Source organism: Xanthomonas prunicola, from assembly GCF_025266575.1.
Taxonomy (GTDB): domain Bacteria; phylum Pseudomonadota; class Gammaproteobacteria; order Xanthomonadales; family Xanthomonadaceae; genus Xanthomonas; species Xanthomonas prunicola.
This window is the reverse complement of record NZ_CP096142.1, coordinates 4,092,575-4,118,045: the sequence shown is the minus strand read 5'-3', so window position 1 is coordinate 4,118,045 and position 25,471 is coordinate 4,092,575. Positions and strand designations below refer to the sequence as shown.

At 64.1% G+C, this 25,471-nt stretch carries 17 protein-coding genes and 1 other RNA gene; 9 read left to right on the top strand and 9 right to left on the bottom strand.

Going from position 1 to position 25,471, the window contains the following annotated elements:
• Positions 1-884: 884 nt before the first annotated feature.
• The 8 genes from gcvH to nudE all read right to left on the bottom strand — a co-directional run bounded on the left by gcvH (position 885) and on the right by nudE (position 7,137).
• Entirely contained in the window at positions 885-1,280 is a 396-nt protein-coding gene (gcvH, locus tag M0D43_RS17555) for a glycine cleavage system protein GcvH (protein ID WP_024710861.1), read from the bottom strand.
• A 138-nt stretch (positions 1,281-1,418) separates the two neighbouring features.
• Positions 1,419-2,528 (bottom strand): glycine cleavage system aminomethyltransferase GcvT, encoded by a 1,110-nt coding sequence (gene gcvT / locus M0D43_RS17550; RefSeq protein ID WP_252162390.1) that lies wholly within the window; start codon positions 2,526-2,528, stop codon positions 1,419-1,421.
• 173 nt (positions 2,529-2,701) lie between these two features.
• Positions 2,702-3,136 (bottom strand): NfeD family protein, encoded by a 435-nt coding sequence (locus M0D43_RS17545; protein WP_101361734.1) that lies wholly within the window; start codon positions 3,134-3,136, stop codon positions 2,702-2,704.
• A gap of 3 nt (positions 3,137-3,139) precedes the next feature.
• Positions 3,140-4,111, bottom strand: a complete 972-nt coding sequence (locus tag M0D43_RS17540) for an SPFH domain-containing protein (protein WP_252165115.1) — start codon at positions 4,109-4,111, stop codon at positions 3,140-3,142.
• A gap of 145 nt (positions 4,112-4,256) precedes the next feature.
• A complete protein-coding gene (locus tag M0D43_RS17535; RefSeq protein ID WP_252162389.1) occupies positions 4,257-4,592 on the bottom strand; it encodes a YnfA family protein in 336 nt (111 codons plus the stop codon).
• Positions 4,589-5,608, bottom strand: a complete 1,020-nt coding sequence (mazG, locus tag M0D43_RS17530; protein WP_252162388.1) for a nucleoside triphosphate pyrophosphohydrolase — start codon at positions 5,606-5,608, stop codon at positions 4,589-4,591. The genes M0D43_RS17535 and mazG overlap by 4 nt, the downstream gene beginning before the upstream one ends.
• 183 nt (positions 5,609-5,791) lie before the next feature.
• Complete coding sequence (gene cysQ, locus M0D43_RS17525; protein WP_252162387.1) at positions 5,792-6,592, bottom strand: 3'(2'),5'-bisphosphate nucleotidase CysQ; 801 nt, start codon at positions 6,590-6,592, stop codon at positions 5,792-5,794.
• Complete coding sequence (nudE, locus tag M0D43_RS17520) at positions 6,589-7,137, bottom strand: ADP compounds hydrolase NudE (RefSeq protein ID WP_162300922.1); 549 nt, start codon at positions 7,135-7,137, stop codon at positions 6,589-6,591. The genes cysQ and nudE overlap by 4 nt, the downstream gene beginning before the upstream one ends.
• 41 nt (positions 7,138-7,178) lie before the next feature.
• Between nudE and bioA the strand changes: the two genes are divergently transcribed.
• Positions 7,179-8,597, top strand: coding sequence for an adenosylmethionine--8-amino-7-oxononanoate transaminase (gene bioA, locus M0D43_RS17515; RefSeq protein WP_252162386.1), 1,419 nt, complete (start codon positions 7,179-7,181; stop codon positions 8,595-8,597).
• A complete protein-coding gene (locus M0D43_RS17510) occupies positions 8,588-9,322 on the top strand; it encodes a 16S rRNA (uracil(1498)-N(3))-methyltransferase (RefSeq protein ID WP_252162385.1) in 735 nt (244 codons plus the stop codon). The genes bioA and M0D43_RS17510 overlap by 10 nt, the downstream gene beginning before the upstream one ends.
• A 175-nt stretch (positions 9,323-9,497) precedes the next feature.
• Here the strand turns inward: M0D43_RS17510 and M0D43_RS17505 are convergent, their stop codons facing one another.
• Entirely contained in the window at positions 9,498-10,514 is a 1,017-nt protein-coding gene (locus tag M0D43_RS17505) for a glucokinase family protein (protein WP_260807410.1), read from the bottom strand.
• Between the two features lie 699 nt (positions 10,515-11,213).
• On the opposite strand from M0D43_RS17505, the gene M0D43_RS17500 reads away from it, so the two are divergent.
• The 7 genes from M0D43_RS17500 to M0D43_RS17470 all read left to right on the top strand — a co-directional run bounded on the left by M0D43_RS17500 (position 11,214) and on the right by M0D43_RS17470 (position 25,351).
• Positions 11,214-13,886, top strand: coding sequence for a TonB-dependent receptor (locus M0D43_RS17500; protein WP_252162384.1), 2,673 nt, complete (start codon positions 11,214-11,216; stop codon positions 13,884-13,886).
• Between the two features lie 206 nt (positions 13,887-14,092).
• On the top strand, positions 14,093-15,778 hold the full coding sequence (locus M0D43_RS17495; RefSeq protein WP_252162383.1) for an alpha-L-fucosidase: 1,686 nt from the start codon (positions 14,093-14,095) through the stop codon (positions 15,776-15,778).
• 3 nt (positions 15,779-15,781) lie between these two features.
• Positions 15,782-16,849: a glycosyl hydrolase family 18 protein gene (locus tag M0D43_RS17490; protein WP_252165113.1), complete on the top strand. Its 1,068-nt coding sequence runs from the start codon at positions 15,782-15,784 to the stop codon at positions 16,847-16,849.
• A 61-nt stretch (positions 16,850-16,910) separates the two neighbouring features.
• Positions 16,911-16,987: non-coding RNA, sX9 sRNA (locus M0D43_RS17485), on the top strand.
• A gap of 260 nt (positions 16,988-17,247) precedes the next feature.
• Positions 17,248-19,698: a family 20 glycosylhydrolase gene (locus M0D43_RS17480; RefSeq protein ID WP_252162382.1), complete on the top strand. Its 2,451-nt coding sequence runs from the start codon at positions 17,248-17,250 to the stop codon at positions 19,696-19,698.
• A gap of 21 nt (positions 19,699-19,719) precedes the next feature.
• The gene (locus tag M0D43_RS17475; RefSeq protein ID WP_252162381.1) at positions 19,720-22,410 is read left to right on the top strand and encodes a beta-mannosidase; all 2,691 of its coding nucleotides are present in this window, start codon (positions 19,720-19,722) and stop codon (positions 22,408-22,410) included.
• 280 nt (positions 22,411-22,690) lie between these two features.
• The gene (locus M0D43_RS17470; RefSeq protein ID WP_252162380.1) at positions 22,691-25,351 is read left to right on the top strand and encodes a glycoside hydrolase family 3 C-terminal domain-containing protein; all 2,661 of its coding nucleotides are present in this window, start codon (positions 22,691-22,693) and stop codon (positions 25,349-25,351) included.
• The last annotated feature ends 120 nt before the right edge of the window (positions 25,352-25,471 follow it).

Below are 25,471 nucleotides of genomic sequence, written 5' to 3'. Positions count from 1 at the left end.
AGCGGCGACACGGGTGCGTAGTCGGAACGACAACTGCTTTCTTGGAGAGAAGCGGACCCGACTCCACCGTGGTTGGCGCTTCGGTGGACATCCGGAACAAGCTTGTCGGCGCGATGTCGATTTTGCTCACTCTCTTCAGCAGCAATGTCTGCTGGGCGAAACCTAATCACGCTTTTTTTTACTGTCAACACTCTTTTGCATTTTTTTTTTAGCCAAGCATCGCCGCGTGCCGCATCCCAGGCAGCGAAACACCGTGCACGCCGGCGTACGCACCCGACCTAGAAGCCTGTTCGCCCAACAGTGTTTTCAAAAAAGCACTTCTTTTCCGCTGTTTTTTTTCAGCAGCGCACTTTTGCAATCGCTTGAGCGCTTCAACGGCACGGTAGCGAAGCCGGTGCGGAGGCACTGCTTGCCGCCTGTCCGCCAGCTGAAAATTTTTTTCCCACCGGTCGCACTTCCGACGTCGCATGAGCAGAAATGCGCAAACTTATTGCGTGCTTAGATCGCCATGCATGCGTCCGCGCGCACCGACTGCGGCATGCATCGCATGCATCGTCGGAGGATCGCGACGGCCAACACCGCGGAAAATTTTTCATCGAGTGCACCCCAGACCCTCACGAACGACTCACGTCAGAAATCCGGCGCGTGTGCAGATGGGCGAGCACTGGATGCAAGTTCGAGCGTTGCCGCCGACTCGCGCACCGCGTCGACTTGCGACCAGCCGCATCGCCGTCGACAGACCAACCGAGGCGCCCTTATCTCAGACCGCACTGCCGGCGCGCGTGGCATTGCCGCGCCGAGATCGCGCGTCGCTGGCGACAGCGCGCCAAAAAAAATGGCCGCTCTGAGAGCGGCCATCGGATGCTGGCGGCAACGAAACCAGATCAGTGCTCGTCGTCTTCCAGCAGCTCGGCGTAGTCGTCCGGGTCCAGCAGGTCGTTGAGCTGCTCCTTGTCGTCGATCTCGACGACGAAGATCCAGCCTTCGCCATAGGCGTCTTCGTTGATGGTTTCCGGCTTGTCGCTCAACGCGCTGTTGACCTCGACGACGGTGCCGCTGACCGGGCTGTAGACGTCGGAGGCAGCCTTGACCGACTCCACCACCGCAGCGCCGTTGCCGACCTGCACGGTGTCGCCGACACCCGGCAGTTCGACGTAAACCAGGTCACCCAGCAAGCCCTGCGCGTGGTCGGAAATACCGACGGTCACGCGGCCGTTGCTTTCGACGCGGGCCCACTCGTGGGATTTGAGGAACTTGAGGTCGCCTGGGATCTCGCTCATGGGTGTGCTCCGGGAAAGATGAGGGTTGGGGATAGGTGGCTAGTTTAGACCGCGCGACAAGACAGGTGCACGCGGGTGTGGTGGGGTGATGCGGACGCGGAAGCAGCATCGTGCGCGGAATGGACGGCGCCGCACAATTCAGTCGCCGAGTACGCCGGGCTGCGCCTGACCATCGCGCACGAACGGAAACTTCACCGCGCGCAACGGTACCTGCTTGCCACGGATGTCCACGCGCAGCTGCGCGATGCTGCCGGCCGGTACGCGCGCGAAGGCGATCGCCTTGCCGAGCGTCGGCGAGAATGTGCCCGACAGAATCTCGCCTTCGCCACTGGCGGTGAGCACGGTCTGGCCATGCCGCAGCACGCCCTTCTCGTCCATGACGACACCGATCAGCTGACGCGGTGCACCCTGCGCCTTTTGCGACTCGAGCACACTGCGACCGATGAAGTCGCGACCTTCGTCCAGGGCAATCGTCCAGGCCAGCGCGGCCTCGTACGGGGTGACGGCATCGTCCATGTCCTGGCCGTAAAGATTCATGCCCGCTTCCAGGCGCAAGGTGTCGCGTGCGCCCAGACCTGCCGGCTTGACGCCCTGCGCGAGCAATGCATTCCAGAACGCGACGGCGGCGTCCTGCGGCAATACGATTTCGAAACCGTCTTCGCCGGTGTAGCCGGTGCGCGCAACAAACAGGTCGATGCCGTCACGCGAACGCGTCTGCAGCGCGGCGAAACGGCCGAGCTTGCTCGCCGCTGCGGTATGGGCCGGCTCCAGCAGGTCGATGACCTTGGCGCGTGCGTTGGGGCCTTGCACGGCGATCATCGCGAAGTCGCTGCGCTCTTCCACGCGCACGTCGAAGCGGGCGGCCTGCTCGCCGATCCACTGCAGATCCTTTTCGCGGGTGGCGGCGTTGACCACCAATCGGAAGAAGTCGTCGCTCATGTAATAGACGATGAGGTCGTCGATCACCCCGCCCTGCGGATTGAGCATGCAGGTGTACAGCGCTTTGCCGGAGACCTTGAGCTTGTCCACGGAGTTGGCGAGCAGGTAGCGCAGGAACTCGCGCACGCGCGCCCCCTGCAGGTCGACCACGGTCATGTGGCTGACGTCGAACATGCCGGCGTCGCGCCGCACCTGGTGGTGCTCATCCAGCTGCGAGCCGTAGTGGATCGGCATGTCCCAACCGCCGAAGTCGACCATCTTGGCGCCGAGCGCACGATGGGTGTCGTTGAGGATGGTCTTCTGGGTCATGAGCGCCGGTCCAAGGAAAGACGCCCATTATCGCCGTCCTGCCGCGCTTGGGGGAACGGCGTGCGCGCAGCAGCGCGGTTGCGCTGATTCGAGGACATCGACGCAGCGCGCTGCTACGCCGCGCTGCAACAATGCGTACCTGGGCAGCGCAGCGCGCGCCCTGCCTGCGCCCATCAACTGGCCGGCTGCACCAGCAAGGTCATGCCATCGACACCGACGATGCGCACCGGCGTGCCGGCCGGCAGATCCGGACCTGCGACCACCCAGAACGCATCATCGACCTTGGCGCGCCCGCGACCACCGTGGATGGCCTGATCGAGCAGCACGCGACGGCCGATCAGCTGCTCAGCGCGTCGATTGAGCAACGGGCGATCGCTCTGGCGGCCCGTGCCGCGAAACCAGGTGCGATACACCTGCACCGAAACGAAGCTGAGCACCACGAAGGCCACGATCTGCACCAGCAACGCGATGTCCGGCAACACCAGCACCAACACGCACACCGCTGCGGCAGCGATCCCCATCCACAACAGGAAGGCACCCGGCACCAAGGTCTCGGCCGCAATCAGCAACAGCGCCAGCACTGCCCAGACCGCCAGATCCCAGCGCATGGCTCAGCCTCCTGCGCGCGGTGGTATCGGCGGCACGCGCACGGCAGGTGCGTCGGGCTTGCCGATCGCTTCCTTGGCCAACTCGGCGATACCGGCGATCGAGCCGATGATGCCACTGGACTCCATCGGCATCAGCACGAACTTCTGGTTGGGCGCGGTGGCCAGCGCCTTGAACGCTTCCACATACTTCTGTGCGACGAAATAATTGATTGCCTGCACGCTTCCGTTGGCGATCGCATCGGACACCACCTGGGTGGCGCGTGCCTCGGCCTCGGCCAGACGTTCGCGCGCTTCGGCATCGCGAAAGGCGGCTTCCTTGCGGCCTTCGGCCTCAAGCACGGCGGCCTGCTTCTCGCCATCGGCGCGCAGGATTTCCGATTGACGCGAACCTTCCGCTTCGAGGATCTGCGCACGCTTTTCGCGCTCGGCCTTCATCTGCCGCGCCATCGAGTCGATCAGGTCGCGTGGCGGCTGGATGTCGCGAATCTCGATGCGGGTGACCTTGATGCCCCACGGGTTGGTGGCCTGATCGACCACGCTGAGCAACTGCGCATTGATGGTTTCGCGCTGGCTGAGCGATTCGTCCAGATCCATCGAACCGATCACGGTGCGAATATTGGTCTGCACCAGCGCAATCGAAGCTATTTCCAGATTGGACACTTCATACGCGGCATTGGCGGCATCCAGCACCTGGAAGAACACCACCCCGTCCACGCGCACCACCGCGTTGTCCTTGGTGATCACGTCCTGGCTGGGCACATCCAGCACCTGTTCCATCATGTTGATCTTGCGGCCCACGCCGTAGACCACCGGCACCAGAAAGTACAGCCCTGGGCTCATGGTGTGGGTGTAGCGGCCGAAGCGCTCTACCGTCCACTGGTAGCCTTGCGGCACCATGCGGACGGTCTTGAACAAGACAATGACGCCTGCAACCAGCACGACGATGGCGAGAAATGACGTCGGAAACTTATGCAGCCCCTAGCGCGTAGTGGATCTATCCTTGCCGGAGTATGCCTCAGCGCTCGCGGTGCTATTGCCAGCCACCTGCATGACAGGCGCAGTTGCTGCCAGCGGCGGCTGTGGCAACACCGGCAACGTGCGCGCGTTTGCGCGAGTGCAGTCAGGCGCTACGTGGTGCGAACATGATGATCGCCATGCCGAACAGGCAACAGGCGGCGCCGAACAGATCCCAGCGTGTCGGCGTCACGCGATCCACCCACCACAACCACAGCAGCGCGCTGGCGATATAGACGCCGCCATAGGCCGCATACACGCGACCGCTCGCTTCTGGATGCAAGCTCAACAACCACACGAAGATGGCAAGGCTCAGCGCGGTGGGCAGAAGCAGCCACACGCTGCCACCTTTGCGCAGCCATAGATAAGGAAGGTAGCAACCGACCAGCTCGGCGAGCGCCGTGGCGGCGAACAGCAGCAGCGTGGCCGGCGCGATGTTCATGCTCGACGTGGCGTGTCGCAGTCCGAGCTGTCGAGGCCGGATTGCTTCCCGTCTGCGCTGTGGGCAGCTTGCCCGACAACTACCGGGTTACTGGAGCCAGGGTTGTGCACGGAAGGTGCGACGGGAACCGGCGTGTGCGAGGCCGGTGCATCGCTCGCGGAACCGGCGATGGCCGGACTGTCGCTAGCCGGCATAGCGCTACTGCGCTCGCCACGCTTGACCTGTTGCCACAATGCTTCCTGCTCGCTCAGCGACAACGCGTTCAACGCGGTGCCGGCCGCATGTGCCTGCGCTTCCATCGCACGGAAGCGACGTTCGAATTTGAGGTTGGCGTGCCGCAGCGCGGCGCCAACATCGACCTTGGCATGCCGGGCCAGATTGGCGCAGACGAACAACACATCGCCCAGTTCGTCTTCCAGCCGGGCCTGGTTGTCGGCCACCGGGCCACGTGCGAATTCCACACGCAGTTCTTCGATTTCTTCCTGCAGTTTTTTCAGCACCGGCATCGGGCCGGGCCAATCGAAACCGACTCGTGCCGCACGCGACTGCAGTTTGGTGGAGCGCTGCCATTCGGGCAGTCCGCGTGCGATGCCGGCGAGTGCGCAGTCGTCCTGGTTGCCGGCAGCGCGACGTTCTTCGCGCTTGATCTGCTCCCAGTTGGCGCTCACCGCCTGTGCATCGGGCGCCTGTTGCGCAGCGAACACATGCGGGTGGCGACGCACCAGTTTGTCGCTGAGCGTGGCGACTACGTCGGCGAAGCCGAACGCCCCCTGCTCGGCCGCCATTTGCGAATGAAAGACCACCTGCAGCAACAGGTCGCCCAACTCGTCGCGCAAGCCAGCCAAGTCGTTGCGGTCGATCGCATCGGCCACTTCGTAGGCTTCTTCGATGGTGTACGGCGCGATGCTGGCAAAGGTCTGCTGCACATCCCAGGGGCAGCCGTGTTCGCGATCGCGCAGGCGCCACATCAACTGCAGCAGTTGCTGAATGTCGCCGGTGGGCGGGGTCTGAGACATCGTGTGTTCCTGGAACCTTTAAGAATGCGTGCTCTAGCGGCGGCATGTCGCACGCGACGTAGACGGCCATCGCACACTGCAACAGCGCGCTACCGCGTGCGGGTACGCAGTGTACCTTTCAGTTCGTCAGGACCTTGCCCAGCCACGCCGTCGCGACGGCGGCGCGCCGTTCGCGCACGCCGCTCACGCCAGCCAATCGCGCCAGGGCAGATTGGGATCGCCGAGTGCGATGAAGTCGCCGTTGAGCAAGGTGTCGCGGCGGTTGTAGCGGAACGGTTTGCCGCTGGCGCCGGCCAGCAACATGCCACCGGCGGCATGCAGCACGCACTGGCCGGCGGCGGTGTCCCACTCGGAGGTGGGGCCGAAGCGTGGATACACGTCCAGGCTGCCTTCGGCGATGCGGCAGAATTTCAAGGACGAACCTTGCGCAACCACGTCGATCTCGCCCATGCGCTCCAGCGCGGCGGCGGTGCGCGCGTCGCGGTGCGAGCGGCTGGCAGCGACCCGCAACGGCGTGGCCGCAGGGGTGCGCGTGTGCAGCATCTCGTCGCGGTCGCCATCGCGGCGGAATGCGTTCTCGCCGCGCGCGGCATACCACACCCGCCCGTCGACCGGTGCCTGCACCACCCCGAGCACCGGCGCACCCATATGGATGAGTGCGATGTTGACGCTGAACTCGCCATTGCGCTTGACGAACTCGCGGGTGCCATCGAGCGGATCGACCAGCCAGTAGCTGGTCCAGTACTGGCGTTCTTCCCAGGCCACGTGCGCGGATTCTTCCGAGAGCACCGGGACATCCGGCGTGACCCGGCGCAGGCCTTCGACGATGACGCGGTTGGCAGCCAGGTCGGCCTGGGTCAGCGGGCTGGCGTCGTCCTTGATCTCCACCGCGAAGTCCTGCGCGTAGACCTCCATGATTGCGGCGCCGGCATCGCGCGCGATGGCGATCACGGTTTCGCGCAGTTCCATCGGGATGCGGATCATGGGTTGCGCTCCAGCCACTCGCGCGCAATGAACAGGGCGGCCAGCGAGCGGCCTTCGGAGAAATCTTCGCGCAGCATCAATTCGTCCAGGCGTGCGATCGGCCACGGCACCACGTCCATCTCTTCCGGCTCGTCGCCGACCAGGCGCTCGGGGTAGAGGTCGCGTGCCAGCACCAACCAGGATTGGTGACTCATATAAGTAGGAGCGAGCGTCATCGCGCGCAGCACCTGGACCTGGCGCGCGCCGTAGCCGGCTTCTTCCTTGAGCTCGCGGTCGGCGGCTTGCTCGGGCGTTTCGCCGGCATCGATGCGGCCCTTGACCAGACCCAACTCGTAGCGATGTACGCCGGCGGCATATTCGCGCACCAGCAGCACAGTGTGCGCATCGAGCATCGGCACCACCACCACGGCCCCGTGGCCCTGGCTGAGTTGACGTTCGTAGATGCGGCGCTGCCCGTTGGAAAATTCCAGATCCAGCTGCTGACGACGGAACGGCCCGTCGCCCAGATCGGTGATCTTGTGGATGGTCGGCAGGCGCGAGCTCATGCGTCGCACGCAGCCGCAAAGCGGGCCGATAGAATAGGCAGATGCATCGACATGTCCATGAACCCGAAATCCTAGCAGACCCTGCAGCCGCACAAACTGCCGAACATTGGCGGCAACGCGATCTTGCTGTGTTGTGGCACCCCTGCACGCAGATGCGTGAGCACCCGCACACACTGCCGCTGGTGCCAATCGCGCGCGGCGAAGGCGCGTGGCTGGTTGGTCACGACGGCCGCCGCTATCTGGATGCGGTCAGCAGTTGGTGGACCAACCTGTTTGGCCATACCGAACCACGCATCGGCGCAGCCATCGCGCGCCAGGCCGGCGAACTGGAGCAGGTGATGCTGGCCGGCTTCACGCATACGCCAGCCGTGCAACTGGCCGAGCAGCTCCTCGCAATCGCGCCACGCCAGGCCGGGCGCGCGCCGTTGTCCAAGGTGTTCTATGCCGACAACGGATCGGCCGGCGTGGAAGTGGCGCTGAAGATGGCCTTCCACTACTTCCACAATCGTGGCGAACACCGGCGCACACGCTTCGTTGCGCTGGAGAACGGTTACCACGGCGAAACCATCGGCGCGCTGTCGGTTGGCGATATTCCGCTATACCGGCGCGTGTATGCGCCGCTTTTGCTGGAGTCGATGTTCGCACCCTCGCCCGATGCGTATCTGGCCGCGCCCGGACAGAGCGCCGAAGACTACGCACTGCAGGCGGCCGATGCGCTGCAGGCGTTGTTCGAACGATCGCCGGGCGAAATCTGCGCACTGATTCTGGAGCCGCGTGTGCAGTGTGCGGGCGGCATGCGCATGTACCACCCGGCGTATCTGCGGCGCGCACGCGAGCTATGTGATGCCCATGGCGCGTTCTTGATCGCCGACGAAATCGCCGTCGGCTTCGGCCGCACCGGCACCCTGTTCGCCTGCGAACAGGCCGGCGTAATGCCCGATCTGCTGTGCCTGTCGAAGGGCCTGACCGGTGGCTTCCTGCCGCTGTCGGCGGTATTGGCCACGCAGCAGTTATACGACGCCTTTCTGGACGATTCGCGCGAGCGTGCGTTCCTGCATTCGCACAGCTACACCGGCAATCCGCTGGCATGTGCGGCGGCGCTGGCGACGTTGAAGATCTTCGCTGACGACGACGTGGTTGCGCGTAACCAACCCATCGCCACGCGCATGAGTGAGCTCGCTGCGCAGATCGGCGAACACCCGGCCGTGGCGGACGTGCGCCAGGCAGGCATGATCGTGGCATTCGAGCTGACCCAGGGCGGCGACAAGCGCACGCCGTTTGCGCCTGCCGCACGCGTCGGCCTGAAGGCGTATCGGGCGGCGCTAGAGAAAGGTGTGGTACTGCGCCCGCTCGGCGACGTGCTGTACTGGATGCCGCCGTATTGCGTGGACGAGGCGCAACTTGCGTTGTTGGCCGATACCACCCGCCACGCCATCGCCGAGGCCGTTGCATGCGCCTGACCCGCTCGCATGTCGCGTTGCCGCTGCACTGCGACCAGGAAGTGGCGCTACCCGAAGAATCGGCCAACCATCTGCTGCGGGTACTGCGGCTGCGCGAGGGCGATGCCTGCATCCTGTTCAACGGCGACGGCAGCGATTACCACGCGCGCATCACTGTGGCGGGCAAGCGCGACGCACGTGCGCTAGTCGAGCGCGTAGAGCCGCTCTCCAACGAATCGCCGCTGCGGATCACCTTGATGCAAGGCATCGCACGCGGCGAGAAGATGGATCTGATCCTGCAGAAAGCCACCGAATTGGGCGTTGCAGCGATCGTGCCGGTGATTGCCGAGCGCACCGAGGTGAAGCTCGATGCGACGCGCACGGAAAAGCGCATTGCCCATTGGCGCAGCGTGGTGGTGTCGGCCTGCGAGCAGTCTGGCCGTGCCCGCATTCCCACTGTCGCCGCACCGCTCGGCCTGCAAGAGGCAGCGCAGGCCAGCGATACGCATGCGCTACGGCTGACCCTGGACCCGCAGGGCGAGCATCGCCTGGGCACGCTGGCATCGAGCGTCCAGCAACACATCGTCGTGGCGATCGGGCCGGAAGGTGGGTGGTCGCCACGCGATCGCGCCCTGCTTGCCGATGCGGGCTTTACTGGCCTGCAATTGGGGCCGCGCATCCTGCGCACGGAAACCGCCGGCCTCGCAGCCATCGCGGCGCTGCAGTCGCGATTCGGGGATCTGTAAGGAAATCGCGATTGATGGGGCACAGATCGTTGTGGTGCAGGGCGAGCCAGACGCTAAGCGGTCATCCCTGACGAGCGGCACGACACGCAGGAGCGCTCCTAGCGGCGATGTAGCACTCTTGGTAGAGCCTCATCGCGCCCCAGGGCGCTCCTACGAAATGAGCGCGATCCGGGCGTCAGCGGCCGCGCTGCAGAAACCAGCTGGCTGCACCAATGACGCCGAGCTGGCCGTGCTCGACGATGCTCACCGGCACCTGTTCCAGCGCCGGACGCAACGCCCCCTTGTCGAGCAGGCGTGCGACGAAATCGCTGTCGGCAATAAAGCTGGCGATCTGCGGCAGGAAGCCGCCAGCCAGATAGACGCCGCTGCGCACACCGTACAGCAGCATCAGGTCGCCGACCACGCTCCCCATGAACCCGCAGAATGCCTGCAAGGCGTCGTGCGCCAGTGCATCGTTGCCGGCCAATGCGGCGGCAGTGACATCGGCTGGGCTGGCGTGCACCGCGGTGTCGCCCCGCAAGGCGGCCAGCGCGGTATACAAATTCAACAGGCCCGGGCCGGACAACAGCGTCTCGGTACCCACATGGGTACGGGTGCGCCGCAGTTCCTGCAGCAGGGCCACTTCCAGATCGCTGGCAGGTGCCAGTGCCGCGTGGCCGGCTTCGGTCGGCAGCACCACCGGATGGGCGCCGTTGGGTATCCACAGCGCCGCGCCCAGCCCGGTCCCCGGACCAAGCACCAACGCCGGGCCCGCGGCACCTCGCGCGGGGCCGGACAACTGCATGACCTGATTGCCGATCATGTAGTTGGCCGCATAGGCGACTGCTTCGAAATCATTGACCAGATGCAAGGCTTGCATGCCCAGCTGGCAGCGAATCTGCTCGGGCGCCAGTACCCAGGGCAAATTGGCGGTGATCACACTGCCGTCTTCCAATGCGTAGCCGGCGCTGGCGATCACGCCGCGGCGCACCGGCGCGCACCCGACCTCGGCGAAGAATGCGGCCATGATCTCGGCAAGGCCCGGATACTCGGCGCAGCGGTACTTGCGATAGTCCAGCACAGTGACCGGCCTGCCTGCGTCATTGCTTTCGCATACCAGCGCCAGGCGCACGTGCGTCCCGCCCACATCGGCGGCAACGAAGGTTTCGGGGCGCGGAAAGGCCACCGCTTCCATTGGACTGCTTGCGCTCACGCATTCTCCTGATCTGTGGCGGCTGGCGTCGTCACCCGTTGTCCGACGAACGGCAAACGGGGTAGACAACGTTGTCAGCAATTGTCCTGTAACGCAACTGTGGCAAGCGCGATTTGGCCGGAATGGGGCGCCACGCAGAATTCGGCAAAAATCCGCATGAATAACAGCGATTTCCGCACAACTTCAGAGCGAACAGGTGCTTCTGCCGTGTTTACGATAGGACGCGCCGATGGTAGCAGTCGCGCTCGCAAAGAGCATTGCGCAGACCTTGCAGCCAGAACGAAGCGCGCCCCCTGTAAATGCTGCATTGCAGCGCAATCGCAGCCACATCAGAGATCTGTGACGATCTGTTGACAACGCTGTCAGCGCTACGCGAGACTCGAGTCAAATCGGGGTTCTGGCAGGAGGGGCCATGGACTGTTCGGTACTCAAGAACGGGCATTCCCTCGTCCGGCATTCCAGATTTGTGAGTTGTGCGTCGCCAGACGTATCCACTCACTGATGTGCGTTTAGCTCCACTGCTTCACCACACGGGGGACACCTCCTTAACCAAGCGAATCGCATGCACCTGCTTCGGGAGAAGCGTGCCAGCGGAATCATCGCGATCGGTCAGGGCGTGTTGTTTTGCCGGCCACGCCGAGCGCGTGACGTCCTCTATCAAGGCGACGCGCTCACAGCACTAACCAATGAGGTTTAGCCATGCACAGCCGCACCACGACGTTAGCACTCTGTATCACCGCCGCTCTGTACTGCTCCGGCTCTGCAATGGCTGCCGGACAAGAACAACAAGCCCCGGCCAGCGCGCCATCGGCCACCACCGAGCTGGATACCATCACCGTCACCGGCTACCGCGCGTCGCTGGAGAAGAGCCAGGCGGTCAAGCGCTCGTCCAACTCCATCGTCGATGCGATCAGCGCCGAAGACATCGGCAAGTTCCCGGATACCAATGCGGCCGAATCGCTGGCGCATCTGCCGGGCATCAGCGTGGACCGTCAGTTCGGCGAAGGCGAAAAGGTCAGCATCAACGGCACCGACCCGGCATTGAACCGCGTCCTGCTCAATGGCCAGACCATCGCCTCGGGCGACTGGGGTGGCAACCCGACCGACACCAGCGGCCGTACCTTCAACTACACGCTGCTGTCGCCGGAAATCATCGGCCTGATGGAGGTCTACAAGACCCCCGAAGCGCGCATCGACGAAGGCTCGATCGGCGGCACCGTGATCGTGCACACCCGCAAGCCCCTGGACCTGCCCAAGAACACCATCCGCGGCTCGGTTGGCTACAACTACAACGACCGCTCGGAAGAAGGCAATCCGCGCGGCTCGGCGCTGTGGAGCTGGAAGAACGACGACGAAACCTTCGGCGCGTTGATTTCCGCCACGCACGACAAGCAGGACCTGGCGCGCGCCGGTATCGAATACTTCGGCTACACCACCGGTGCCAACATTCCGCCCACCGCCACCATCACCGGCGACGGCAGCAATGTAGCCACCGCACGCGTGCCGGCCGGTATCAGCAGCGCCTTCTTCCAGCAGACCCGCGAGCGCAGCGGCCTGCAGGGTGCATTGCAGTGGAAGCCCGATGAGCAGAACGAGTTCAACCTCACCGGCGTCTATATCAAGGGCAAGTACAACAACTTCAGCCAGGCGCGTTATGTGTGCCCGGCATGTAACGATGACCGCCAGAAGATCACCCAGGCAAATGTGCAGAACGGCGTGGTGACTTCAGCCACGGTATCGGACAACACCCGCGGCGGCGTCAACGATCAGCCATACGCGCAGTTGGATGCGAACTATCGCGAAAGTACCGTGACCACCAAGAGCCTGAACCTGCGTCACGACTGGTCGGGTGAAAAGTGGGTGTTCACCACACAGGTCGGCGACACCCAGGCAACGGGCGGCAAGAATCCCGAATACCTGATGAAGTTCCTGATGACCGATGGCGGCTATAACTACGCCTTCGATGGCTCGCACACCGCAGTGAACTACGATAACGGTGGCGCTTCCAATTGGGCGCTGCCGGGCAATACCGCAGGACTGCCGGCAGGTTCGACGGCAGATGGCGTGATGCAGGCCGGCGGCATCTACTACCAGAAGAGCAAGGACGAAGAAAAATACTTCCAATGGGACGCTGCTCGTGATCTGACCTGGGGCCCTTTCACAAAGCTGCAGTTCGGCTACAAGTACATCAACCACAACAACGGCGTGGACGCGCGTGGCAACCGCATCAACACCACCGACCCGATCTCGCTGACCCAGTTCAACCCCGGAAGCACGCCGAGCAGCCTGTATGACGGCCTGGGCGCCAGCGGCGATCTGACGACGTGGCCAACAGCCGATCTAGGTGCTGTGCGTCGTTATCTCCTCTCGCAGCCACAAGGTCCCTACAACACCGATTTCGGTGGCTCGTTCGACGTTAAAGAGATTACCCAGAACGCCTACACGCAGTTGAACTTCGAGTCAGGCCAGTGGCGCGGTAACGTCGGCGTGCGCCTGCTCGATACGACCGACAAGTCCGAGTATTGGCAAAGCCCCGACAATGGTCAGAGCTACTCTCGCGTTGCCGAGACGCATGAGTACCGCAAGGCGTTGCCGAGCTTCAACATCGCCTACGACGTGACCGACGACGCTGTGCTGCGTTTCTCGGCCGCCAAGGTCTTGGCGCGTCCGCGCTATGCCGATCTCGCGGGATCGTTCACCGTCAACAGCGGCAACGGCAATTTGACTGCCAGCGGCGGCAATCCAGACCTGAAACCGTACGAGTCCACCAACTATGATCTGGCGGCCGAATGGTATTTCGCACCGTCGAGCATGTTGTCTGGCGAGGTGTTCTATCGCGACATCAGCTCGTACATCGTCAGCACCACCGTGGCTGAGCAACGTCCGGCAACTAGCTTGAACCCAGCTGGTCTTTATCAGGTAACTACGCCCACCAACGCTTCCGATGCCAAGGTCAAGGGTGCGTCGATCAACTACCAGCAGACCTTCGGCCTCGGCTTCGGATTGCAGGCGAACTACACGTTTGCCAAATCCGATGCGAGCTCCGGCTTGAACCTGCCCTACCTGTCGCGCGATACCTACAACGTGATCCCGTATTGGGAACACGGCGACTGGACGGTGCGCGTGAACTACAGCTACCGCTCCAAGTACTTCACCCAGATCGGACGCCTGGGATCGGAAGACTTCGCAGACAGCTACAAGCAGCTGGATTTGACCGCCTCGTACCAGATCACCGACTACATGGGCCTCACCTTCGGCGCCACCAATCTGCTGGATTCCACCTACCGCTTGTACAGCGGAACCAGGGACACCCCGACGGCGTTCTACAAGAACGGTCGTGGCTACCAGGCCCAGCTGAACTTCAAGTTCTGATGTAGTACCGGCGCGCCACCGACCCTCCACGGTGGCGCGCTTTTTTTTGACCTGCCCGCTGTAAACAGCGGCAGGTCGTCGTTGCACCAAGGAGTGGTACTGGCCACGCCCCTTCGCAGCCGAGGGAGCATGGCCAGGTCCGCTTTTGCCATCCACGCGCGGCCGCAACATGACCGATGCGTTTCGCTTACAGGAGTGCAGTTCCCATGACGACCGATAGCCGCCAGTTCGCGGCTCCATCCCGCCGCCACGCCGGAGCTGCACCCAGGAGTCGAATGCTTGCGTTCGCTCTACTGCTCGCGCTGCCGGCGCTCCAGGTCAATGCGGCGCAATCGCCGACCGCCCCGACGGCCACCACGCTGAGCCCAGAAGCGATCGATCAGCAGTGGCTCGATGCCACCGCCGCCTACGCGCCCGAACGCGAGCGTCTGGTGCGCGAAGCCGAAGCCGGCGCACGCAAGGGCCCGTTCCGCCCCGACTGGGCGGCGCTGAAGGCCTATCAATCGCCGGCGTGGTACGACAACGCCAAGTTCGGCATCTTCATCCATTGGGGCGTGTTCTCGGTGCCGGCATTCGGCAGCGAGTGGTATTCGCGCAACATGTATCTGCAAGGCTCCAAGGAATTTACCCATCACGTGGCCACCTACGGGCCGCAGGCGAGCTCCGGCTACAAGGATCTGATTCCCAAGTTCACCGCGCCCAAGTTCGATCCCAATGGTTGGGCCAAGCTGTTCCGCGCCTCCGGCGCGCGCTATGTGGTGCCGGTGGCCGAGCACCACGACGGCTTCGCGCTGTACGACTCCAAGTTGTCCGACTGGACCGCGATGAAGATGGGTCCCAAGCGCGACCTGTTGGGCGAGTTGTCCAAGGCGATTCGCGCGCAGGGACTGCACTTCGGCTTGTCATCGCATCGCGCGGAACACAACTGGTTCTTCGACGGCGGGCGCACGTTCGATTCGGACGTCAACGACCCGCGCTATGCCGCGCTTTACGGCCCGGCGCAAGTGCGTTTGCCGGGCAAGGACGATGCTGATGTGGCCAACGACTGGACGCCGGTATCGCAGGCCTGGCTGGACGATTGGTTGGCCCGCACTACCGAATTGATCGACACCTATCAGCCGGACCTGATCTATTTCGATTGGTGGATCGCGCACCCCACTTTCCGTCGCAGCCTGCCGACGATGCTGGCGTATTACTACAACCAGGGCGCGGCGCGCACCGAAGCCGATCGCGGCGTGGTGGTGAACTACAAGCTCGGCGCATTTCCCGAAGGTGCCGGCACGCTGGATATCGAGCGCGGTCAGCTCACCGGCATCCATCCCACCCATTGGCAGACCGACACCTCGGTGAGCAATGCCTCGTGGGGTTACATCGAAAACGACACCTACAAGTCGCCGACCTTCATCATCCACATGCTGGCCGACGTGGTGGCCAAGAACGGCAACCTGATGCTCAACATCGGCCCGCGCGCGGATGGCTCGATTCCGGATACCGAGCGCGGCATCCTGCTTTCGATCGGGTGTTGGCTCAAGACCAACGGCAGCGCGATCTACGACAGCAAGCCCTGGCGCGTGTATGGCGAAGGCCCCACTGAAGTGGTGGGCGGCACCTTCCAGGACGTCAAGACCAAGCCGTACACAGCCGAAGATTTCCGCTTCACCACCCGCGATGGCGCGCTGTATGCGATCGAACTCGGTTGGCCGAGTCATGGCGAAGCAGTGATCCGCTCGCTCAACGCCGCCGATGGCGTGCGCGCTGTGACCCTGCTGGCCAACGGCAAGAAGATCCCATTCGAGCAACGCGCCGATGGCCTGCATCTGCGGTTGCCGGTCAAGCCAGTTGGCGAGAGCGCCTACGTCTTCCGCATCGACCTTTCCTCCCCCACTCCCTGACGGATATTGTCTTTCATGAGTAAGCGATTGACCTGGATGTTGCTTGCGCTGGCATTTGCCTGCGCCCCGGCCTTGGCCAAGAACCCCACTGCGTTGTTCTATCTGATGAACACGCAGAAATCGACCAACTCGTTCATCGCCAACCTCGACAAGATCGATGTGGTGGTGCCCACCTGGTACGGCGTGGATCAGAACGGCCTGGTCAACGGCACCCCCAACCTGTATCTGTATGACATCGCCAAACAGCACAAGTTGCGGGTGATGCCGATCCTGTCGATGACGACCGGTCGCGAAGGCTTCCACAAGCTGATGCACGACGAAGCCGCCAAGAAGCGCATGATCGAATCGCTGCTGACCCATGGCAAACAGCACAAGTACTACGGTTTCCAGTTCGATTTTGAAAACATCGCCTGGACCGACCGCGACGCCTACACGTTGATGGTCAAGCAGACCGCCGACGCGCTGCATAAAGCCGGTTTCAAGATGTCGGTCGCCGTGGTGCCGAATGCACCGGGCTATGCCGAAGGCGGTCAGTTCTCCAAGTGGATGTGGGAATACTGGCGCGGCGCATATGACCTCAAGGCGCTGGGCCAGGCGGTGGATCTGGTCAGCCTGATGACCTATGACCAGCACACGCGCTGGACCACGCCAGGCCCGGTCGATGGCATGGTGTGGATGAAGAAGCACCTGGATTACGCCATCACCCAGGTGCCCAAGGACAAGCTGTCGCTGGGAATCGCCACCTACGGCTACCGCTGGTACACCGGCAATCCGGTCAAGGAAGACGGCACCGAGGCGTCGAATATTTCGGCAACCTACATCGATGCCGACGAATCCTTCCCGCTGGCGATCGAACAGAACGCCACCGTGCAGTGGGATCCGGTCGAGCAGGAATCGTGGTTCTACTTCTACCGCGACGACATGCGTGAGTGGGTGTTCCGCCCGGACGCACGCAGCTTCAAGGCACGTTACGAACTGACCAAGCAGTACGGGCTGGAAGGTTTCAGCTGCTGGGTGCTGGGCGCCGAAGACCCGAAGGTGTGGGACGAACTGCCGACTGCGCAGCGCTAAGCGCAGTCAGCAACACGACTGCGCACGCACTGGCCGGGCGCGGCCGGCGTTCGGAATCGGGGTGTCTCACGCGTACATTCCGCTTCTAAGCGTGCCATCCATGCCCAGCGGGCAACTGCTCGCTACGTTTTGGTCGCCGCTCTAAGCGAGATGACGCAACGCTGCACCTACTTACGGGAGCGGCTAGCAGTGGAATCGGGCTGCATGTACTGCACCCCCGCTCCTGTGCTATCCGCGCCCGTTTTGCAGTGACCGATGACGTTGTATTGGCCGCTCTACCACGCAGTCGCTACGCTGCGCACCGGGACGCTAGCGTGCGCCAGGCCCTGCGCCTTACGACACGGCTTTGCTACTGTGCGTGGCTGCCGTGTACCGCCGCCACATCGGGATGTGATTGCATGATGTCGAACTCCGCACCCACCACACGCCTGACAGCAGTCGCGCCGTTATCCTCGCGCCTGCTTGCGCTCGTGTTCGCAGCAGCGTCGCTGGGCGGCTGCGGCCAACGTGCGCCAGGTACTTCGCCGGCCGTTGCAACGGCCGGCGCACCTGGCGCTGCAACAGCAGTCAGCGCGAGTGCACCGTTACCGCTGATTCCTGCAGCAGTCGAGGTCAAGCGCGGTAGCGGCAGCTTCTCGGTGGGCACCGGTACGGTGATCTCGATCGTGCCTGGCGATGCCGATGCGCGTCGCAGTGCCGAACATCTAGCCGATCTGCTGCAACGCACACGCGGGCTGCGGTTGGAAGTGCGCGCCGAAACCAGCGCATCGCCGGGCAGCATCCGCCTGGAACGCAGCGCGCAGGCACCCGTGGCGCACAAGGAAGGCTACAGCCTGGATGTCGATGCCAAAGGCGTGCGCATTGCCGCGCGCGATGGTGCCGGCTTGCTGTACGGCGCGATCAGCGCCTGGCAATTGATGACACCGGATGCGCGCAAGGGCCAGATCCAGCTGCCGTCGGTGAAGATCCGCGACTGGCCGCGTTTCAACTGGCGCGGCCAGCATCTGGATGTGGCCCGTCATTTTCATGATGTCGACACGGTCAAGCATGTGCTCGACACGATGGCCCTGCACAAGCTCAACGTGCTGCATTGGCATCTCACCGACGACCAGGGCTGGCGTATCGAGATCAAGCGCTATCCCAAACTCACCGAGGTGGGCGCCTGGCGCACTCCGCCCGGTGGCGGCCAGCACGGCACGCCGCAGCGGTATGGCGGTTTCTACACGCAGGAACAGATCAGCGAGATCGTCGCGTATGCGGCACGCCTGCACATCACCGTGCTGCCCGAACTGGACATGCCCGGGCATGCGCAGGCGGCGGTTGCCGCTTATCCGGAAGATGTGGGCGTTCCCGGCGTGCGCACCCAGGTAGGCGTTAACTGGGGCGTCAACCCGTACCTGTTCAACACCAGCGAACGCAGCCTGACCTTCATCACCAATGTGCTGGATGAAGTGCTGACGTTGTTCCCGTCGACCTACATCCACATCGGCGGCGATGAAGCAGTCAAGGATCAATGGGAAGCCTCGCCGGCAGTACGCGCGCAGATGCGCAAGCTCGGGATCAAGGATGCCCATGCCATGCAGGGCTGGTTCAACGAACAGCTTGCGGCCTACCTCACCAAGCACGGCCGGCGCATGATCGGCTGGGATGAAATTCTGGAAGGCGGCGTACCGGCGAGTGCATCGGTCATGTCATGGCGCGGCGTCGAAGGCGCAGTGACTGCAGCCAAGCAAGGCCACGATGTGGTGCTTGCGCCCGGCGACTGGCTGTATCTGGACAATCTGCAGACCAGCCGCAGCGACGAACCGAACGGTCGCCTGACGGTGTTGCCGTTGTCCAAGGTCTACGCATTCGACCCGGTGCCGGCCGAGCTCAGCGCCGAACAGGCCAGGCACGTGCTGGGCGCGCAAGGCGCGTTGTGGTCCGAATACATTCCCTCGCGCTGGCATGTGGATCACGCGCTGTTCCCGCGTCTGTCTGCAGTGGCGGAAGTGACCTGGTCGCCACCGGCAGCACGCAACTGGAACAGCTTCTTGGCGCGCATGCCGGCACAGCTGCAGCGCTACAAGGCGCTGGGCATCGACTACAGCGACGGCGCATTTGCCGCCGATATCGCCCTGGAAAACGGCCCCAGTGCGGTGCTCGCCGGCGGCCCGGCCACGGTGGCACTCAGCACCCAGGCCGGTGCGGGCACGCTGCACTACACCATCGATGGCAGCGAGCCCACGCCGGCATCGCCGCGCTACAACGCACCGTTTACGATTCAATTGCCGACCACGGTCAAGGCCACGGCGTTCGATGCCAACGGCACGCCACTGGCAGCCACGCGTCGCCGTATATTTGATCGCGCCGGCTTGTTACGGGTGGATACGCAAGGGTTGCAGCACTGCGTCGAAACCGGCGCGCTCGGGTTGCGTCTGCCGCTACTGCCGGAGATGACCGCTGCCGACACGCCGGTGTACAACGTCGACCTGTTCCATGCCTGTCGCATGTATCCGCAGGCGCGCCTGGACGGTATCGGCGCAATCCGCATCGAAGCCGCACGCCTGCCCAACAACTTTGGGCTGGCGCATGAGCAGTCCAAGGTCGTGCAGTACCCGGCCAACACGCGCGGCGGTGAACTGGAAGTGCGTCTGGGCTGCGATGGCGACGTGATCGCCAGCGTGCAGCTGCCGCGCAGCGACATCCTGGGCGAGCAATTCACGCTGGAAACCGCACTGCCTGCACGCACCGGCGTCCACGATCTATGCCTGCGCTTCACCGCGCCGATCCGCGGCCCGCTGTATGCCATCGGCGCCGTTCAACTGATTGAAACCACCGCGCAGGCGCCCCCCGCCGCCACGCGCTGAGCCATCCTAGGAGAGTTACGTATGCCCCTGTCCCGTCATCGTTTTGTTCCCGGCCCCGCCCGTCTCGGACTTGCCCTGGCCTTCGCCATCTCGCAGGCCTGGGCGGCACCGCCTACGGCAGTGAACCTGGACAGCGGCTGGCAGGTGCGGCTGGTGCCGGGCCAGGAGCAGGCCAAGACGTATCCGAAAGCGGCCGCATGGCTGCCGGCGCAGGTGCCGGGCGCGGTGCAGACCGATCTGATCGCCGCCAAGATCGTGCCCGACCCGTTCTATCGCGACAACGAAGGCAAGATCCAGTGGGCCGGCCTGAGCGATTGGCAGTACCAGACCCACTTCAACGTGGATGCCGCCACGCTCAACCGCGCGCATGTCGAGTTGGTGTTTGACGGCCTGGATACCTTTGCCGAGGTCACCCTCAACGGCAAGAAACTGCTCAGCGCCGACAACATGTTCCGGCAGTGGCGCGTGGATGCGAAGTCCTTGCTCAAGCGCGGCGACAACGTGCTGGAGGTCAAGCTCTACTCGCCGATCAAGAAGATCCAGCCATGGCTTGCCAAGCAGCCATATGCGCTGCCGGGCGCCTATGACTCGGCCTTCGGCGACGAACCCGAGGCACGGCACAGCTCCACCTATGTGCGCAAGGCGCCATACAACTTCGGCTGGGACTGGGGCCCGCGCATGGTCAATGCCGGCATCTGGAAGGATGTGCGCCTGGAAGCGTGGGACGCCGTGCGTGTGGACGGGCTGCATATCGCTCAGCAACGTGTGGATGCACAGAGTGCGCAAGTGCAGGCGCAATTGGAACTGCAGGCCGGCCGCAGCGGGCCGCTGCAGGTGACGTTGGATGTGCTGGGCCCGGATGGGCGAAAGGTCGGCCAGTTCACCCAGGACGCGGTGGTCGATCCCGGCCAGAACCGCATCGACCTGGCCGTGCGCATCGCCAATCCCAAGCGCTGGTTTCCGGCCGGTTATGGCGCGCAGGACCGCTACACATTCGTGGCCAGCGTGCGCGACGCCGATGGCGACAGCCAGCAGATCAAGCGTGTCACCGGCCTGCGTTCGGTGGAACTGCGCCGCGAAAAAGACAAGTTCGGCAAGAGCATGGAGATCGTGATCAACGGCATCCCGATCTTCGCCAAGGGAGCCAATCTCATCCCGCTGGATGCCTTCCCCGCACGCGTGACGCACGACCGCATGCGCAGCACCTTGCAGGATGCGCGCGATGCCAACATGAACATGCTGCGCATGTGGGGCGGCGGCCATTACCAGGACGACTATTTCTACGACGTGGCCGACGAGCTGGGCATCATGATCTGGCAGGACTTCATGTTCGGTGGCGCGGTGCCGCCGTACGACGTGGAGTTCCGCGAGAACACCCGGCAGGAAGCGATCGAGCAGGTCAAGCGGCTGCGCGACCACCCCAGTATTGTCCTGTGGTGCGGCAACAACGAAGTGCAGACCGGCTGGGAAAACTGGGGCGACCGGGTCAAGTTCAAGCAGTCCGTGGACCCGGAAGAACGCGCCCGCATCGAACGCGGCATGACCACCTTGTTCGGCACCGTGTTCCGCGAAGTGGTGGCCCAGTACGACAGCGACGTGCCGTACTGGGCCACCTCGCCCGGTACCGACTTCGATGGCGCCGCCGACCAGACCAACGATGGCGACATGCACTACTGGAAGGTCTGGGGCGGCCCCGCGCTGCCGGTGACCGAATACCTCAACGTCACCCCGCGTTTCATGTCCGAGTACGGGCTGCAGTCGTTCCCGGACATGCGCACCGTACGTGCATTCGCCGAGCCCGGCGACATGGATCCGGAATCGCCGGTGATGCGCGTGCATCAGAAGTTCGACAAGGGCAACGGCAACAAGCGGCTGATGCTGTACATCCGCCGCGAGTTTGGCGAGCCCAAGGACTTCGAAAGCTTCGTCTACCTGAGCCAGCTGATGCAGGCCGAGGGCATCAACATCGCAGCCTCGCATCTGCGCGCCTCGCGTCCGCAATCGATGGGCTCGCTGTACTGGCAGCTCAACGATGTGTGGCCGGGTGCGTCGTGGTCCAGCGTGGACTACTACGGCCGCTGGAAGGCGCTGCATTACCACGCACGCCGCTTCTATGCGCCGGAGCTGATTGCCGCATTGCGTAACGACAAGGGCCAGACCGCGGTCTCGCTGGTGTCCGACCGCACCACGCCGCTGGCGGCCCGCTGGCGCATGCGGGTGATGGACATGGGCGGCAAGTTGCTGAGCAAGCGCGAGGAAAAGGCCACCGTCAAACCGCTCAGCAGCCTGCAGGTGGGCAACTTCAGCGACAAGCAACTGCTGGGCCGTGCCGATCCGAAACGCAGCTACGCGGTGTTCGAGTTGTTCGATGGCGAGAAGCTGCTCTCGCGCGAGGTGGTGTTCTTCGCGCCGGCCAAGCAGCTGGCGTTGCCGGCCGCCAAGATCGATAGCCGGTGGCGCGCCGATGGCGATGGCTACGCGCTCACACTGACCAGCAACACGCTGGCACGCGAGGTGTGGCTATCGTTCGGCGATGTGGATGCCACGCTGTCTGACAACGCCTTCGACCTGCTACCGGGTGAGCCGCTGACCGTGCATGTGAGCAGCAAGGTGGCGCTGGCGCAGTTGCAATCCACGCTGCAGGTGCGCGATCTGGCCGCCACGCTGGCTGGTGCGCCGCCGGAGCCGCAGGAGGCAGCGGCTGCGAAATGAAGAGCAGGACGGCCCCTCATCCGCCCTTCGGGCACCTTCTCCCGCGGAGCGGGAGAAGGATTCGATGTTCCCGCCAAGAACGCCCTTCTTCGGCAGTGAGTATTCTTCTCCCGCCGGCGGGAGAAGGTGCCCCGCAGGGGCGGAGGAGGGCCCGTCACAGCACCAGCACCATGCAATGGCGCGCATGACACCGCCACGCCAATCCTCCACCTCGCAGCAGCCACTGCGGCACTACCAGAACAATCCCTAGCGGCCTTGGCCGCTGCCCAGGAGTGAATCCATGTCGTCCGTGTTTGTATCGCGCCTTGCCATGGCAGCAGGCCTTAGCCTGACGCTGCCGTGCCTCGCCCTTGCCGCCCCCGCCGAACGAGGCGGATCGCCCGAACAGCGGGCCGCCGCCCTGGTGGCGCAAATGAGCCGCGAAGAAAAAGTGGCGCAGGCCATGAACGATGCGCCGGCGATTCCGCGCCTGGGCATCCCCGCCTATGAGTGGTGGAGCGAAGGCCTGCACGGCATCGCGCGCAACGGCTACGCCACGGTGTTTCCGCAGTCGATTGGCCTGGCGGCCAGCTGGAATACCGGCCTGATGCAGCAAGTGGGCACGGTGGTGTCCACCGAAGCGCGCGCCAAGTTCAACCAGGCTGGTGGTCCGGGCAAGGACCATAAGCGCTACGCCGGTCTCACCATCTGGTCGCCCAACATCAACATCTTCCGCGACCCGCGCTGGGGCCGTGGCATGGAAACCTACGGCGAAGATCCGTTTCTCACCGGGCAAATGGCGGTGGGCTTCATCCGCGGCCTGCAGGGCGAAGATCTCAATCATCCACGCACAATCGCCACGCCCAAGCACATCGCGGTGCACAGCGGCCCCGAGCCGGGCCGGCATGGCTTCGATGTGGATGTGTCGCCGCACGATGTGGAAGCGACCTATACGCCGGCCTTCCGTGCCGCCATCGTCGAAGGACAGGCCGGCTCGGTGATGTGTGCGTACAACTCGCTGCATGGCACGCCGGCGTGTGCAGCCGACTGGCTGCTCAACGGCCGTGTGCGTGGCGACTGGGGCTTCAAGGGCTTTGTGGTGTCCGACTGCGATGCGGTGGACGACATGACCCAGTTCCATTATTTCCGCCCCGACAACGCCGGTTCCTCGGCCGCAGCGCTCAAAGCCGGGCACGATCTCAATTGCGGGCATGCCTATCGCGAACTCGGCACGGCGATCGAGCGCGGCGAAGTGGACGAAGCCTTGCTGGACCAATCGCTGGTGCGCCTGTTTGCCGCGCGCTATCGCCTGGGCGAGCTGGAAGCACCGCGCAAGGATCCGTACGCACGGCTCGGCGCGAAGGACGTAGACACCGCGGCGCACCGTGCGCTGGCCTTGCAGGCGGCTGCCGAGTCGATCGTGCTGCTGAAGAACGATGCCAACACGTTGCCGCTCAACGCCGGCACGCGGCTGGCGGTGATCGGCCCGAACGCTGACGCGCTGGCCGCGTTGGAAGCCAACTACCAAGGCACATCCTCCGCGCCGGTGACGCCGCTACTGGGTCTGCGCCAGCGCTTCGGTGCGCAACAGGTCAGTTATGCGCAAGGCGCGCCCCTGGCCGCTGGCGTGCCGGGCATGATTCCGGAAACGGCGTTGCGCAGCGATGGCAAGCCCGGGCTGCGTGGCGAATATTTCGACAACGTCGACATGAGCGGTGCTGCGCGCGTGGTGCGGCAGGACCGCGCAGTGAGCTTCAATTGGGATCAGGTCGCTCCGGCAAAGGGTGTCCCTGCCGACCGTTATGCGGTGCGCTGGAGCGGCGAATTGCTGCCGCCGAGCGCTGGCGAGTACACCCTGGCGGTGCGCGTGGCGCGTTGCTTCGATTGCACCGGGCACGATCCGGTGCGCCTGTATATCGACGACAAGCTGGTGGTTGCCGGCAACGCCGAAGACAAACACGTGCCGGCCGGCATGCACAACGCCGACGGCCGCAGCGTGGAAACCGTGCTGCATTTCGACGATACCCGGCCGCGCAAGATTCGCCTGGAAATGGAGCACCGCGGCCAGGACCAGGGCGTGCGTCTGGAATGGCTGGCTCCTGCGGGAGCGCAACTGGCCGAAGCCGAGCAAGCCGTCGCGCAGGCAGACGCCGTGGTCGCCTTCGTCGGTCTATCGCCGGATGTGGAAGGCGAAGAGTTGCGTATCGATGTGCCGGGCTTCGACGGCGGCGACCGCAACGACATCGCCCTGCCCGCCCCGCAGCAAGCGCTGCTCGAGCGCGCCAAGGCCTCGGGCAAACCGCTGGTGGTGGTGCTGATGAGCGGCAGCGCGGTGGCGTTGAACTGGGCCAAGACGCATGCCGATGCGATCGTGGCCGCGTGGTACCCGGGCCAGTCCGGCGGCACCGCGATCGCGCGCATGCTGGCCGGCGACGACAATCCCGGCGGTCGCCTGCCGGTGACGTTCTATCGCTCCACCAAGGATCTGCCGGCCTACGTCAGTTACGACATGAAGGGCCGCACCTACCGCTACTTCAAGGGTGAGCCGCTGTTTCCCTTCGGCTATGGCCTGAGCTACACCCGCTTTGCCTACGACGCGCCGCAGCTGTCCAGCACCATGGTGCAGGCCGGCAGCACATTGCAGGTGACCACCACGGTGCGCAACACCGGCGCGCGGGCTGGCGACGAAGTGGCGCAGGTGTATCTGCAATACCCGGATCGCCCGCAATCGCCACTGCGCAGCCTGGTCGGTTTTCAGCGCGTGCGTCTTGCAGCGGGCGAGCAACGCACGTTGACCTTCAGCCTGGATGCGCGCGCCCTGAGCGATGTGGATCGCAGCGGGCAGCGCGCGGTGGAAGCTGGCCACTACACGCTGTTTGTCGGCGGCGGGCAGCCGGGCACAGGCGCAGCGGGCAATGCAGCGACGTTCTCGATCCAGGGGCGCTCGCCATTGCCCAAGTAATGCGTGTTACTGCAGGACACGCAACAGGCGTCGGCTGTCTCAGCCGGCGCCTGTTGCGTTGACGCGTAGCGATTGTTGCGCCGCATCGCAGATCATTGCCATGCACACGCTGCAACGCTG